General features: G+C 72.6%; 12 protein-coding genes and 1 pseudogene. 8 read left to right on the forward strand and 5 right to left on the reverse strand.

What is annotated here, in order from left to right:
- Positions 1-13: 13 nt before the first annotated feature.
- Positions 14-899 (reverse strand): annotated as a pseudogene (locus tag AB0P41_RS24440) (LacI family DNA-binding transcriptional regulator).
- 220 nt (positions 900-1,119) lie between these two features.
- On the opposite strand from AB0P41_RS24440, the gene AB0P41_RS24445 reads away from it, so the two are divergent.
- The gene (locus AB0P41_RS24445; protein ID WP_356711186.1) at positions 1,120-1,587 is read left to right on the forward strand and encodes a type II toxin-antitoxin system PemK/MazF family toxin; all 468 of its coding nucleotides are present in this window, start codon (positions 1,120-1,122) and stop codon (positions 1,585-1,587) included.
- Here AB0P41_RS24445 and AB0P41_RS24450 read toward each other — a convergent pair.
- Complete coding sequence (locus AB0P41_RS24450; RefSeq protein WP_365934162.1) at positions 1,572-2,408, reverse strand: TIGR02452 family protein; 837 nt, start codon at positions 2,406-2,408, stop codon at positions 1,572-1,574. The two genes, AB0P41_RS24445 and AB0P41_RS24450, sit on opposite strands and share 16 nt — an antisense overlap.
- A 147-nt stretch (positions 2,409-2,555) precedes the next feature.
- Between AB0P41_RS24450 and egtA the strand changes: the two genes are divergently transcribed.
- The 4 genes from egtA to egtD are packed head-to-tail and all read left to right on the forward strand — an operon-like array spanning position 2,556 to position 6,905.
- Positions 2,556-3,854, forward strand: a complete 1,299-nt coding sequence (gene egtA, locus AB0P41_RS24455) for an ergothioneine biosynthesis glutamate--cysteine ligase EgtA (protein WP_365934164.1) — start codon at positions 2,556-2,558, stop codon at positions 3,852-3,854.
- On the forward strand, positions 3,851-5,191 hold the full coding sequence (gene egtB / locus AB0P41_RS24460; RefSeq protein ID WP_365934165.1) for an ergothioneine biosynthesis protein EgtB: 1,341 nt from the start codon (positions 3,851-3,853) through the stop codon (positions 5,189-5,191). Before egtA ends, egtB begins: the two co-directional genes overlap by 4 nt.
- The gene (gene egtC / locus AB0P41_RS24465; RefSeq protein ID WP_365934167.1) at positions 5,191-5,946 is read left to right on the forward strand and encodes an ergothioneine biosynthesis protein EgtC; all 756 of its coding nucleotides are present in this window, start codon (positions 5,191-5,193) and stop codon (positions 5,944-5,946) included. Before egtB ends, egtC begins: the two co-directional genes overlap by 1 nt.
- Entirely contained in the window at positions 5,943-6,905 is a 963-nt protein-coding gene (gene egtD / locus AB0P41_RS24470) for an L-histidine N(alpha)-methyltransferase (protein ID WP_365934168.1), read from the forward strand. Before egtC ends, egtD begins: the two co-directional genes overlap by 4 nt.
- On the opposite strand, the gene AB0P41_RS24475 is transcribed toward egtD, so the two are convergent.
- The 3 genes from AB0P41_RS24475 to AB0P41_RS24485 all read right to left on the reverse strand — a co-directional run bounded on the left by AB0P41_RS24475 (position 6,848) and on the right by AB0P41_RS24485 (position 9,959).
- The gene (locus AB0P41_RS24475; RefSeq protein ID WP_365934169.1) at positions 6,848-7,687 is read right to left on the reverse strand and encodes a lysophospholipid acyltransferase family protein; all 840 of its coding nucleotides are present in this window, start codon (positions 7,685-7,687) and stop codon (positions 6,848-6,850) included. The two genes, egtD and AB0P41_RS24475, sit on opposite strands and share 58 nt — an antisense overlap.
- Entirely contained in the window at positions 7,684-8,517 is an 834-nt protein-coding gene (locus tag AB0P41_RS24480; protein WP_365934171.1) for a GNAT family N-acyltransferase, read from the reverse strand. Before AB0P41_RS24480 ends, AB0P41_RS24475 begins: the two co-directional genes overlap by 4 nt.
- A gap of 188 nt (positions 8,518-8,705) precedes the next feature.
- A complete protein-coding gene (locus AB0P41_RS24485; protein ID WP_356711202.1) occupies positions 8,706-9,959 on the reverse strand; it encodes an extracellular solute-binding protein in 1,254 nt (417 codons plus the stop codon).
- 215 nt (positions 9,960-10,174) lie between these two features.
- Here AB0P41_RS24485 and AB0P41_RS24490 point away from each other — a divergent pair, with 215 nt between their 5' ends.
- From AB0P41_RS24490 to AB0P41_RS24500, 3 genes are all read left to right on the forward strand, one after another.
- Positions 10,175-10,390, forward strand: coding sequence for a dodecin (locus AB0P41_RS24490; RefSeq protein ID WP_277330539.1), 216 nt, complete (start codon positions 10,175-10,177; stop codon positions 10,388-10,390).
- Between the two features lie 94 nt (positions 10,391-10,484).
- Entirely contained in the window at positions 10,485-10,676 is a 192-nt protein-coding gene (locus tag AB0P41_RS24495; protein ID WP_104782993.1) for a DUF6381 family protein, read from the forward strand.
- A gap of 99 nt (positions 10,677-10,775) precedes the next feature.
- Complete coding sequence (locus AB0P41_RS24500; RefSeq protein WP_365934174.1) at positions 10,776-13,202, forward strand: excinuclease ABC subunit UvrA; 2,427 nt, start codon at positions 10,776-10,778, stop codon at positions 13,200-13,202.
- Positions 13,203-13,221 lie beyond the last annotated feature (19 nt).

Raw genomic sequence — 13,221 nt, forward strand, 5'->3', positions numbered from 1 at the left:
GCCGGCGGAACGGTCAGCTGGATTCCCGTGTCACCGCTGCGGCCCGCAGCAGACAGTGGCGCTCCGGTGTGCCGCCCGGGTTCCGCACCAGGCGGTCGATCATCTCGGCCGGTGACTGGGCGGTCGCGAGTTCCATGGTGACGCTGCCGAGCCGGGGCCGCAGGAGCCTGCCGAGCATCAGGTCGTCGGCACCGATCACGGCCGTCTCCGCGGGTACGTCGACACCGGCGTCCTGGAGCGCTCTCATCAGCAGCATGGCGTATTCGTCGTTGTACGCGAACACCGCGTCCAGGCCGAGGGTGCGCCAACGGGCGGCGAGGTCCTCGGCCGACCGCTCGTCGTACCGCAGGGGCAGTGGCTGGACCCGGGCGTCCACTCCACGGTGCGCACCACCCCGGCCAGGCGGGAGCCGGCGTGCAGGGCGGGGCCGGGTTCCCGGGGCGTGATCACCCCGATCCCGCGCCGTCCGCGCGAGAGCAGGTGCCGGACCGCGCAGCCGCCGGCCTCGCGCTGGTCCATGACAAGGGCGTGCGCGCCCTCGACCGGTTGCGGACCCAGGGTGATCACGGCCTTGGCACCGGAGCGGTTGAGCACTCCTATGCCGTACGGGGTGAGGGCGATGTTCCCGGGCGACACGACGGCGACGGGGCGGAGCTCCGCCCACGCCCTCGCCGCCTCGTCGGCGTCCAGGCCCACACTGCCGTACTGCACGACTGCGGTACGTAGCCGAGGTCGGCGGCGGCTTCCCTGACCCGGCGCAGGGTGGGTTCGCTGATCCGCACGGTCGTGTTGTTGTTCAGTACGTAGGACACGGTGGCCCGGGAGACTCCCGCGAGGCGCGCCACGTCGGCGCTGGTCGGTACGGAGATGCCCGCGGGCTGCTCGGACACCTGGCTCATGGCGTCCGGCAGTCTTCCAGACCGCTGAGGCTCACCGGCGGGCCGGGGCTCCGTAACGGGTCGTCAGGCACCGGCGTGGCGCCGTGCGTCCTGCCCCGCGCCCTCCGACGGGGACGGCGTGGGGCAGCCGGACGACGGACGGAGTGATCATGGGGAGCCCGAGGGTCCGTTTCGCCGCCCCCCTCCACGGACCGGGCCGCACAGGTTCTACGGTATTGCGATGACGTTCCAGCAGACCAACCACAGCAGCGACAGTACGACCGACTTCCCGGGGCGCAGCGGGCCGGCCGCGACCACGGAGGCCGAGCCACGCGATGCGGGACCCGTTCGCACCTCGTACGCCCCCGATCGCGACGGTGACCCCGATCCCGGCGAGATCGTCTGGACCTGGGTGCCGTTCGAGGAGAACGACGGGCGCGGCAAGGACCGGCCGGTTCTCGTCGTGGCCCGGGAGGAGCGCGGGACGCTTCTCGCCGTGCAGCTGTCCAGTAAGCAGCACGACGGTGACCACGAGTGGGTCTCCCTGGGGGCGGGGCCGTGGGACAGCTCGGGGCGGCCGTCCTGGGTGGATCTGGACCGGGTCCTGCGGGTGCACGAGGACGGGATGCGGCGCGAGGCGTGTGAGCTGGACCGGGGAAGGTACGACCTGGTCGTGGGGCGGCTGCGGGAGCGCTACGGCTGGAGCTGACCGCCGAACGCCCGGGTGAAGGCCGCCCGGACGGCGGAGTCGGGATCGCGGTCCGGGACGCCGAACACGATCTGTTCGAAGTGACCGGCGAACCGCCCGCCGTCGGTGAGCAGGGCACGGAACGCGCCGGCCACCTCGGCCGGGTCGTTCATGAAGACGCCGCAGCCCCACGCGCCCAGGACCAGCCGTCGGTACCCCCGGACCGCGGCGACCTCGAGCACGCGTTCGGCGCGGCTCGCCAGCGCGGCGGGTATGCGGGGAACCAGGCCGGGGTCCCTGCTGCGGATCACTCCGGCGTTGGGCGCGGGCGAGGTGAGGAATCCGGCGGAGTACGGGGTTTCCAGGAGCCTTCCCCCGTCGTCGCGGAAGACCGGCACACCGGGTGAGTGGATGACCCTGTCGGTGTAGAGGGCACTGCGTTCGGCGCGGTGGTGCGCGTAGAAATCGGGGGCCCGCAGCAGCGTCGCGTGGAGCGCGGAGCCCCGGCACAGGGACTCCTCCTGTGCCTGCGCGCCGTTCAGGTAGCCGCCGCCGGGATTGCGGGCGGAGGCGTAGTTCAGCACCACCACCTTGGCCGCCGACTGCTCCGCCAACCGGCGTGCCGCCCGCAGGCTCGTCTCGCCCGTCACCTCGACGACCGGGCTGCGGTCGGTGTCCAGGACTGCCACGTGGACAGGCTCGGGACCGTACAGCCTGGTGCCTGAGAGCGCGGCGGCCAGGGCGCGCTCGATCGACACCTCGCGCCCCCCGGGCGTGCGGTAGCGGCCGGCCAGGACGATGGACTCGGTCTCTCGCGCGATGCCGCGCAGTCGTGCGCTCATGGGCGCGCCCCCGTGTGGTGCATACGGGGCATGCTGGGCGTCGTGGCGGCATGGACGCAACCGGTTTTCCGTCGCCCAGGGGCACCCTTGTGCGAACTCCCGGTAAGGGTTTGGGTGGGAAGCAAGCACCCGAAGAGGAGGCCCAGCATGCCCCCGGACACTCTCGGCCAGCACGGCCCGCCTGTCGGCGCGGAGCCGCTCGGCGAGGAAGAAGCGGAGGATCTGCTCCGCGGCATATGTTTCAAGACGGGACCGCCCCGGACGGTCGGTGTGGAGCTGGAATGGCTCATCCACGACCGTGAACATCCCGAGGTCGCCGTGGACCACGACCGCCTCCGCGCCGCGGCCGACGCCGTGCGCGCCACCCCGCCGGCCGCTGCCCTGACCTTCGAACCCGGCGGTCAGCTGGAGCTCAGCTCCCAGCCGGCGGGCTCCCTGATGGCCTGTGTCGACGCCACGGCCGCCGATCTCGTCTCCGTACGGGACACTCTCGGCCGGGCCGGGCTGGCCCTGGCCGGCATGGGCGTGGACCCGTGGCATCCACCGCGCCGTCTGCTCCGGGAGCCGCGTTACGACGCCATGGAAGCCGCGCTCGACCGGTCGGGTTCCGACGGCCGCGCGATGATGTGCACCTCGGCGTCCGTCCAGGTCTGTCTGGACGCCGGTGAGGAGGAGCCGGGCCCACTGGGTTACGGGCGGCGCTGGCAGCTCGGGAACCTGTTGGGCGCGGTCCTGGTCGCCGCCTTCGCCAATTCGCCGTTCCGGCAGGGCCGGCGCACCGGCTGGCAGTCGACCCGGCAGGCGCTGTGGGCCGGCCTCGATCCGGCCAGGGCGCTCGCGCCGCAGAGCCGTCTCGCGCCCCGGGAGGCGTGGGCCGAGCATGTGCTCGCCACACCGGTGATGTGTGTGCGGACCGACGACGGGCCCTGGGCCGTACCGCAGGGGCTGACGTTCCGTGACTGGATCCGCAGCGGTGGGCCGAGGCCGCCGGTGCGGGCCGATCTCGACTATCACCTCACCACGCTGTTCCCGCCGGTGCGCCCGCGCGGACACCTGGAACTGCGCATGATCGACGCCCAGTCCGGCGCCGACGGCTGGCTCGTGCCGCTTGCCGTCACCACCGCTCTCTTCGACGACCCGGAGGCAGCCGAGACCGTGTACCGCACCGTGAAACCTCTGGCCGAGACCGCGGGCCTGTCGGCCGCGCCCCGCAACCCTCTCTGGACCGCCGCCGCCCGCGACGGGCTGAGGGATCCGGAGCTGGCGGTGGCGGCCGTGTCCTGTTTCACGGCGGCACTGGAGGCGCTGCCCAGGATCGGGGCGAGTGACCACGTCCTCGGAACGGTCGCCGCCTTCCATGACCGCTATGTGGCCCGGGGCCGATGCCCGGCCGACGATTTTCCCGACCCGGCCCAGGCGCCGCACGGAAAGGACTTGGTCCGATGACTGACACCTCTGCTCAGCACACCGGCCAGGAATTCGACGCGGAGGTGCTGCGCGAGCGTGCCCTGACGGCGCTCCTCACCGCCCGCGAGCGCACCGCTCTCCTCACCGACAGCGTCGACGACCACGAGCTCACCGCGCAGCACTCCCCCCTGATGTCGCCGCTGGTCTGGGACCTGGCGCACATCGGGAACCAGGAGGAGCTGTGGCTGCTGCGGGCCGTCGGCGGCCGTGAGGCGATGCGCCCCGAGATCGACGGACTGTACGACGCCTTCGAGCACTCCAGGGCCAGCCGGCCCTCCCTGCCCCTGCTGGCACCGGCGGAGGCACGGACGTACGCCGCGGACGTGCGGGGCAGGGCCCTGGACATCCTCGGCGGTGCTCCGCTGCACGGCGGGGGACGCCCGCTGGAGCAGGCGGGTTTCGCCTTCGGCATGGTCGCCCAGCACGAACAGCAGCACGACGAGACGATGCTGATCACCCATCAGCTGCGCTCGGGACCCGCGGTGCTCGACGCACCTCAGCCTCCGGAGCCCACCGGTGCCGTCGCGCTGCCGTCCGAGGTCCTGGTCCCCGGGGGCCCCTTCACCATGGGGACCTCCACCGAGCCCTGGGCGCTGGACAACGAACGCCCGGCGCACCGGCGTGAGGTGGCCGCGTTCCACATCGACACCGCACCGGTCACCTGCGGTGCGTACGAGCGCTTCATCGAGGACGGCGGCTACACCGAAGAGCGCTGGTGGGCCCCCGAGGGCTGGGCGATGGTCCGCGAACACGACCTGGACGCACCGCTGTTCTGGCACCGGGACGCCGGCCGGTGGCTGCGCCGGCGCTTCGGCGTGACCGAGCTCGTGCGGGCGGACGAGCCGGTGCTCCACGTCAGCTGGTACGAGGCGGACGCGTACGCCCGCTGGGCGGGCCGTCGTCTGCCGACCGAGCCGGAATGGGAGAAGGCCGCCCGGCACGACCCCGTCTCGGGGCGTTCGCTGCGCTATCCCTGGGGCGACGAGGACCCGACCCCCGAGCGGGCCAATCTGGGCCAGCGCCACCTGCGGCCCGCCGCGGCCGGCGCCTACGCGGCCGGCCGGTCCCCGGCGGGCGCCGGCCAGCTGATCGGGGACGTGTGGGAGTGGACGTCGAGCGACTTCCTGCCCTATCCCGGCTTCGTCGCGTTCCCGTACCGCGAGTACTCGGAGGTGTTCTTCGGCCCCGGGCACAAGGTGCTGCGCGGCGGTTCGTTCGCCGTGGACCCGGTGGCGTGCCGCGGCACGTTCCGAAACTGGGACCTCCCCGTCCGGCGCCAGATCTTCTCCGGCTTCCGCACGGCGAGGGACGCCTGATGTGCCGTCATATCGCGTACGTGGGTCCCTCGGTACCGCTGGGTGAGGTGCTCGCCTCCCCCGCTCACGGGCTCGTCCGCCAGTCCTGGGAGCCGCGCCGTCAGCGGTACGGCACGGTCAACGCCGACGGGTTCGGGGTCGGCTGGTACGCGGAGGGGGACCCCGTGCCCGGCCGCTACCGCCGCACCGGGCCGGTCTGGGGCGACGAGACCTTCGCCGATCTGGCCCGCGTGGTGCGCAGCACGGCACTGCTCGCCGCGGTCCGTGACGCGACGTTCGCCGGGGCGGACGGGGAGGCCGCCGCGGCTCCCTTCGCCGAGGGACGCCTGCTGTTCAGCCACAACGGTGCGGTACGGGGCTGGCCCGGCTCCCTGGCACCGCTGGCCGCGGGTCTGCCCCCCGAGCGGCTGCTCTCCCTCGCGGCGCGGAGCGACTCGGCGCTGATCTGGGCCCTGGTGCTCCACCGGGTGGCGCAGGGTGACGAGATAACCCGGGCGGTCGCCGACACGGTCCGCGATGCCGGCACGGCCGCCCCCGGTTCCCGCCTCAATCTGCTGCTCACCGACGGTTCCGTCATCGTGGCGACCACCTGGGGCGACTCCCTCTGGTATCTCCACGAACCGGGCCGCCGCACGGTGGTGGCCTCCGAACCGTACGACGACGATCCGTACTGGCGCGAGGTCCCGGACCGCACCCTGCTGGCCGCGACGCGCACCGATGTCCTTCTCACCCCGCTCAAGGAGCCCACCGCGTGAGTCCCTTCCTGCTGACCCGCACCCTGCCTGCGGACGCGACGGACGCGGCGCTGCGCGCCGATGTGCTGAGCGGTCTGACGCGGCAGCCGAAGACGCTGCCGCCCAAGTGGTTCTACGACGCCCGCGGCAGCGACCTGTTCGAGGAGATCACCCGGCTGGACGAGTACTACCCGACGCGTGCGGAGCGGGAGATCCTGATCGCCCGTGCCGGGGAGATCGCCGCGACGTCCGGGGCGCGGACCCTGATCGAGCTGGGGTCCGGCTCGTCGGAGAAGACGCGGCACCTGCTGGACGCGCTGCCGGCGCTGCACACGTACGTGCCGGTCGATGTCAGCGAGAGCGCCCTCACAGGGGCGGCCGAGGCGCTGCTGGCCGAACGTCCCGGGCTGTCCGTGCACGCGCTCGTCGCCGACTTCACGCACGACCTGGAGCTGCCGGAGAGCCCCGGCCCCCGGCTGGTCGTGTTCCTCGGCGGGACGCTCGGCAATCTGCTCCCGGAGGAGCGCGCGGAGTTCCTCGGCTCCGTACGGGCGCGGCTCGCTCCCGGGGACGGGCTGCTGCTCGGCACGGACCTGGTGAAGGACGAGGCGACCCTCGTCGCGGCGTACGACGACGCGGCCGGGGTGACGGCCGCCTTCAACAAGAACGTGCTGACCGTGGTGAACCGTGAGCTGGAGGCGGACTTCCCGCCCGACGACTTCGCCCATGTGGCCCTCTGGGACCGGGAGCACGAGTGGATCGAGATGCGTCTGCGCGCCCGCCGTGCGCTGACGGTCAAGATCCGGGAGCTGGATCTCGTGGTGCAGTTCGAGGAGGGCGAGGAACTGCGCACGGAGATCTCGGCGAAGTTTCGTGAGGAGAAGGTGCGGGACGAGCTGGCCGCGGCGGGGCTGCGGCTGGATCAGTGGTGGACGGACACCGCAGGGAGGTTCGCACTGTCGCTGGCCACGGCGGACTGAGCCGCCCGCGCCAGTGCCCGCCGGCCGGTTTCGCCGTCCGCGCGGAGCGGCGGCAGGATCCGGATCTCGGCGGTGAGCCCCGCGGCCGTCACCACACGCCACAGCGATGCGGCGAGCGGGTCGTCCCCGACGAACGCGGCGGCTCCCGCCGCATTCGCCGTCGCCGTCCGGTAGCTGATGCGGACCGGGCGGACGGCGGAGCCGGCGTCGATCGCGGCCTGGAAGGCGGCGGGCCGGAAACGGCCGCCGCCGCTCCGGCCGCACCAGGTGCTGCCCTGCGGGAACACCGCGACCCGTGAGCCGGAGGCCAGCGCCCCGGCGACGGCCCGTACGGCGTGCGGGAGGGCCCGCAGCCGGTCCCGCTCGATGAACAGGGTGCCGCCGAGCGCGGCGAGCGGTCCGAGCAGCGGCCAGTTCCGTATCTCGCTCTTGGCGACCATCCGGGCGGGAAGCACGGCGGCCACGAGCGGGATGTCCAGCCACGAGACGTGATTGGCGACCACGAGCTCGCCCGCCGGTGGCCGGTCCCCGCCCACCGGGTGGCCGGTGATCCGGACGCGGACGCCGAAGGACCGCACCACCGCGTGGGCCCACCGGCGGGTCAGCCGGTCGCGGTACGACGGTCCCAGGAGCAGCACCGCGGGCACACAGAGCACTCCCAGCAGCGTGAGGGCGCACCCGGCGAGCAGCAGGGCGACGGCGCGCGGTGGCGGACGCCTGGCGCCCTCGTGGTGCGCGCAGTCGCGTGGGGTGCAGGGGGCGACGGGCAGCCAGGCGCTCATCGCAGTGGGGCCAGCGAGAGGAAGTGCCGCAGGTAGCGCGGGTCGGTACGGCGCATCGAGAGCAGGACGTAGAGGTCCGCGACACCGAAGTCCGGGTCGTGGGCCGGGGCTCCGCAGACCCAGGCGCCGAGGCGCAGGTAGCCGCGCAGCAGCGGAGGCAGTCCGGAACGGCCGCCCGCGCCTCCGCCGGGGTGACCCGTGGTGTCCCAGAGACGGTGAGGGGTGACCCAGTACTCCTCGGGAGCCAGGTGGTGGGTCCGTACGGTGTCCCAGCTCCTGGCGGCCAGTGCCCCTCCGTCGGCGAGGGGCACGGAGCAGCAGCCGGCCAGCCAGGTGTAGCCGGTTCGCTCCATGTAGCGGGCGAGGCCGGCCCAGATGAGTGCGATGACTGCGCCGTCCCGGTGGGCCGGGTGGACGCAGGACCTCCCCACCTCGACGAGGTCGTCGCGGATCGGGCCGAGGCGCGCGAGGTCGAACTCGCTCTCCGCGTAGAGGCCGCCCGCGAGCCTGGCCCCCTCGGGCGGCAGCAGCCGGTAGGTGGCGACCACCTCTCCGGTGGCCACCTCGCGCACGAGCAGGTGGTCGCAGTGGGCGTCGAAGGCGTCGCTGTCCAGGCCCGGTTCGGCGCTGTCGAGCCTGGCGCCCAGCTCTCCTGCGAACACGAGGTGGCGCAGGCGCTGGGCGGCCCGTACGTCGTCCTCGCCGGTGGCCAGGGAGACGCGGTACGCCGAGGGAGCACCGGCGGCGGCCGGGCGCGGTGCGGGTACGCCGGCCGGGGTGGCGGACGTGAGGGGCGGGGAGGCGGGGGAGGTGAGCGGCAGCACGGTCATGGCGGTCTCCGGGGACGGATCAGCGGGGCGGACTGCGGCTGCCGCGGGAGTGCGACGGCCCGGCCCCCCTACTTCTTCCGTGACCGGCTTGATTCGACGTGACCGCTGCGAAGCGCGGGGATGTGCGACGGCTGAATCCCCGGCTCGCGGCCGGGGGCCCCGGGCGGCCGGGCCCCTCCTGGTCCTCGTCAGCCGGTGATCAGCTTGGAGGTGATGCTCTCGGACGCCTTCTTCGCCTCTTCCGCCGGGTCGCCGCCCTCCAGCACAGCCGTCATGTACGGCTTGATCGGGTTGTCCGCCTCGACGGCCGGCCAGTAGGGCGAATTGGGGGTGGCACGGCCCTCGGTGGCGCCCTCCGCCATCGCGGAGGTCCCTTCCTGGCCTTCGACGGCCCTCGCCAGAGCGGGCTTGTTCGGCACGTAGCTCATGGCCCGGGCGAGTTCCGTCTGCCACTGCTCCCCCGCGAGGGCCTTGACGACCTCGATGCCCTCGCTCCGCTGATCGGCGTCTTCGGGCACGATCAGGTCGGAGCCCCCGGTGAAGACCGCGCCCGGCTTCTTCGCGCTCTTCCCGGGGATGGGGAAGTAGCCGAGCTTCCCCTTGAGTCCGGGGTTCCGCTGCTCGATGAGTGCGGCACTGCCGGGCACGGAGATGATCTGGGCGACGTCGCCCTCGGCGAACACATCGGTCTCCGGGGGCGTCTGCTCGTCGGCGTCCTTGGGGCCGTCGCCGAGCGCCTGAAGCGTCTTGTAGAAGTCCATGCCCCGTAGAGCGGCGGGTGAGTCGAGGGTGCCTTCCCAGTCGCCGCCGCGGTCGTCCGCCAGTTCGCCGCCCTCGTCCCAGATGAAGCCGGCGAGCACGTACCAGTTCTGTCCGGCGAGGTAGATGCCCTGCCTGCCACCCGTGTTCAGCCGCTCGCTGGTCTCCACCCACTCCTCGCGGGTCCTGGGGAGTTCGGTGATTCCCGCCTGCTCGAACAGGTCCTTGTTGTAGATCACGACGCGGTTGGCCGCGTACCAGGGGATTCCGTACTGTCCGCCGTTGACCTTGCCCGGTTCGGCGAGTCCCGGCAGCCAGTCCTCGCCGCCCAGGTCGCGCATCGATTCCAGGGTGAGATCGCGCAGTTCACCGCTCTCCGCGTACTGGGCGACCTGGGTGTTGCCGACCTCGATGACGTCCGGTGCGTCGTCGCCCTCGAGCGCCTTCAGGACCTTGGGGCCGATTCCGCCCCACTCCTGGAGAACGAACTCCAGTTCGACCGACGGGTGCTCGGCCTCGTACGACTCCTTGAATCTGTCCAGGAAGCCCTGGGAGGCGCTGCCCTTCATCAGCCACACCGTCACGGTGCTGCTGTCGGTGCCCGCACCGGGAAGGTAGCCGCAACCGCTCAGGGCGACAGTGGAAGCGAGCGCGACGGCTCCGGCCAGTATGCGGATCTTCACGGGGGTCACCTTCTGCGAAACGGCACGACTAATGACAGGACCCGGGTGGGGGGACTGCGGGCGGCGCTCGCACGGGCGTATGGACCGGAGTTTGGTATGGACCAATGAGCAGGTCAAGCCCCGCCCCGTCGCGGTTCGCGGGGCGGGCGCCTCTCGCGATGCCTCGCGCCCCGACCCGGAGTGAGGCACCGTGGAACCACGAAAGGAGACATTAGATGTCTAATCACACCTACCGGGTCACCGAGATCGTAGGAACCTCCGAGGAGGGTCTCGACGCGGCGATCAGGAACGGCGTCGCAAGAGCCTCCGAAACGTTGCACAATCTCGACTGGTTCGAGATGACGCAGGTCCGCGGCCATATCGAGGACGGCCGCATCGCCCACTACCAGGTGGGACTCAAGGTCGGTTTCCGTCTCGACGAGAACGCCTGACCCGGTACGGCCGGAGCGTGCCGCTCGAGATGCAGGCGGGGCCGGGCGCTGCTTCCCTGGTGGTGTCCGCTCCCCCACAGATCCAGGAGTGATCATGAGCGTTGCAGGTGAGTCCGGCGGCCGTGCCAAGCAGCTGCGTGCCAAGGCCCAGGAACTGAACGAGGCCGCGGAACGCGCCACCGACCCGGAGCAGCGGCAGCGGCTCCAGGACAAGGCCCGCCGGCTGCGGGAGCAGAGCGAGCAGGAGAGCTCCATGACGGACCGCGGCATGGACCCCATGGTGTAGGGCGGACACCCCGCGCTGCCGGTGGTCCGTCCGCGTGCGGGAGGATCACCGGCAGAAGCATGTCCGCCCCGCCGATCCCCCCACGGAGCCGCACCGCCGATGTCCACCCCCCATGATCCGTACGTCCGGGTACGCGGCGCGCGTGAGCACAACCTCCGCGACGTGGACGTCGACATCCCGCGCGACACCCTCGTGGTCTTCACCGGCGTCTCGGGCTCGGGGAAGTCGTCCCTGGCGTTCGGGACGATCTACGCGGAGGCCCAGCGCCGGTACTTCGAGTCCGTCGCCCCGTACGCCCGCCGGCTGATCCACCAGGTCGGAGCGCCCGACGTCGGTGAGATCACCGGTCTGCCGCCCGCCGTGTCCCTGGAACAGCGCCGGTCCGCGCCCGGGTCACGTTCATCGGTGGGCACGGTCACCACGCTCTCCAACTCCCTGCGCATGCTCTTCTCGCGCGCCGGTGACTATCCGCCCGGCGCCGAACGGCTCGACTCTGACTCCTTCTCCCCGAACACGGCGGCCGGGGCGTGCCCCGAGTGCCACGGCCTGGGGCGCGTCCACCGCACCACGGAGGAACTGCTCGTCCCGGATCGGGCGTTGTCGATCCGCGACGGAGCGATCGCGGCCTGGCCGGGGGCCTGGCAGGGCAAGAATCTGCGTGACGTCCTGGACGCCCTGGGCTACGACATCGAGCGCCCGTGGCGGGAGCTGGACCCGGCGGACCGCGCGTGGATCCTGTTCACCGACGAGCAGCCTGTGGTGACGGTCCATCCGGTGCGCGAAGCGGGCCGCATCCAGCGTCCGTACCAGGGCACGTACATGAGCGCCCGCCGCTATGTGATGCACACGTTCGCGGACTCCAGGAGCCGGACGCTGCGGGCCAAGGCGGAGCGCTTCCTGACGAGCGCGCCGTGCCCGGTGTGCGGGGGCGGCCGGCTGCGGCCCGAGGCCATGGCGGTCACGTTCGCCGGCCGCTCGATCGCCGACCTCGTCGCGCTCCCTCTGACCGCCCTCACCGAGGTGCTGCTGGAGGCGGGCGGCGGGAGTGACACGGCACGGGTGCTGACGGCCGATCTGCTGGCCAGGATCGGACCGGTCACCGAGCTGGGGCTCGGCTATCTCAGCCTCGACCGTACGGCCCCGACCCTGTCGGCGGGCGAGCTGCAGCGGCTCAGGCTGGCCACCCAGCTGCGCTCGGGGCTCTTCGGCGTCGTCTATGTGCTGGACGAGCCGTCGGCGGGCCTCCACCCGGCCGACACGGAGTCCCTGCTCGGGGTGCTCGGCAAGCTCAAGGAGGCGGGTAACTCGGTGTTCGTGGTGGAGCACCAGATGGATGTGGTGCGGCAGGCCGACTGGCTGGTGGACGTGGGTCCACTGGCGGGTGAACACGGTGGCCGGGTCCTGCACAGCGGACCTCCGGCGGACCTCGCGGGGGTGACCGGGTCCGCGACCCGGCGGTTCCTCTTCGACGAGGACCCGGCGCCGGAGCGCGAGCCACGGGCGCCCTCGGGGTGGATCACGCTGCGCGGAGTCGGCCTGCACAACGTGCGCGGCGTCGACGCCGCGTTCCCGCTGGGTGTGCTGACGGCGGTCACCGGGGTGTCGGGGTCGGGCAAGTCGACCCTCGTCGGTCAGGTCCTGGCCGGGGCGCTGGCCGACCGGCGGCCGGCGGATGCCTCGCAGGACCCTGCGGCGCCGGAGGCACGAGGCTGCGCTTCGGCGGAGGGCCTGGAGGCGGTGGACCGGCTCGTGCAGGTGGACCAGCGGCCCATCGGCCGTACGCCCCGGTCCAACCTGGCGACGTACACCGGGCTGTTCGACGTCGTGCGGAAACTGTTCGCGGAGACGGAGACCGCGCGCGAGCGGAAGTACCGGGCGGGCCGGTTCTCGTTCAACGTGGCGGGCGGGCGGTGCGAGACCTGCCAGGGCGAGGGCTTCGTCTCGGTCGAGCTGCTCTTCCTGCCCAGTACGTACGCCCCGTGCCCGGACTGTCACGGCGCGCGCTACAACCCTCGGACGCTGGAGGTGACGCTGCGCGGACTCACGATCGCCGAGGTGCTGGACCTGACCGTGGAGGCGGCGGCGGAGTTCCTCGCCGGGACTCCGGCGGCCGGGCGCAGCCTGCGGGCGCTGCTCGACGTGGGGCTCGGCTATCTGCGGCTGGGGCAGCCGGCGACGGAGCTGTCGGGCGGTGAGGCGCAGCGGATCAAGCTCGCCACGGAGCTCCAGCGCGCCCGGCGGGGTCACACGCTCTATCTGCTGGACGAGCCGACGACAGGGCTGCATCCGGCCGATGTGGAGGTGCTGATGCGGCAGTTGCACGGGCTGGTGGACGCGGGGAACACCGTGGTGGTCGTGGAGCACGACATGGCGGTGGTGGCCGGTGCGGACCGGGTGATCGACCTGGGGCCCGGCGGCGGGGACCGGGGCGGACGGATCGTCGCCACCGGGACGCCGCGGGAGGTCGCCCGGGCGGCGGGGAGCCGTACGGCCGCCTACCTGGCGAAGGCACTGCGGACGGACTGACCTCCCCGCGGCCGGGGGG

It is taken from the genome of Streptomyces sp. NPDC079167 (genome assembly GCF_040686735.1).
Taxonomy (GTDB): Bacteria; Actinomycetota; Actinomycetes; order Streptomycetales; family Streptomycetaceae; genus Streptomyces.

What these genes read in the sequence shown, in the direction of transcription:
- egtB (WP_365934165.1), top strand. Translation starts at nt 3,851, where the DNA reads ATGACTGACACCTCTGCTCAGCACACCGGCCAGGAATTCGACGCGGAG.
- AB0P41_RS24490 (WP_277330539.1), top strand. Translation starts at nt 10,175, where the DNA reads ATGTCTAATCACACCTACCGGGTCACCGAGATCGTAGGAACCTCCGAG.
- AB0P41_RS24475 (WP_365934169.1), bottom strand. Translation starts at nt 7,687, where the DNA reads ATGAGCGCCTGGCTGCCCGTCGCCCCCTGCACCCCACGCGACTGCGCG.
- AB0P41_RS24445 (WP_356711186.1), top strand. Translation starts at nt 1,120, where the DNA reads ATGACGTTCCAGCAGACCAACCACAGCAGCGACAGTACGACCGACTTC.
- AB0P41_RS24500 (WP_365934174.1), top strand. Translation starts at nt 10,776, where the DNA reads ATGTCCACCCCCCATGATCCGTACGTCCGGGTACGCGGCGCGCGTGAG.
- egtA (WP_365934164.1), top strand. Translation starts at nt 2,556, where the DNA reads ATGCCCCCGGACACTCTCGGCCAGCACGGCCCGCCTGTCGGCGCGGAG.
- AB0P41_RS24450 (WP_365934162.1), bottom strand. Translation starts at nt 2,408, where the DNA reads ATGAGCGCACGACTGCGCGGCATCGCGCGAGAGACCGAGTCCATCGTC.
- AB0P41_RS24495 (WP_104782993.1), top strand. Translation starts at nt 10,485, where the DNA reads ATGAGCGTTGCAGGTGAGTCCGGCGGCCGTGCCAAGCAGCTGCGTGCC.
- egtC (WP_365934167.1), top strand. Translation starts at nt 5,191, where the DNA reads ATGTGCCGTCATATCGCGTACGTGGGTCCCTCGGTACCGCTGGGTGAG.
- AB0P41_RS24480 (WP_365934171.1), bottom strand. Translation starts at nt 8,517, where the DNA reads ATGACCGTGCTGCCGCTCACCTCCCCCGCCTCCCCGCCCCTCACGTCC.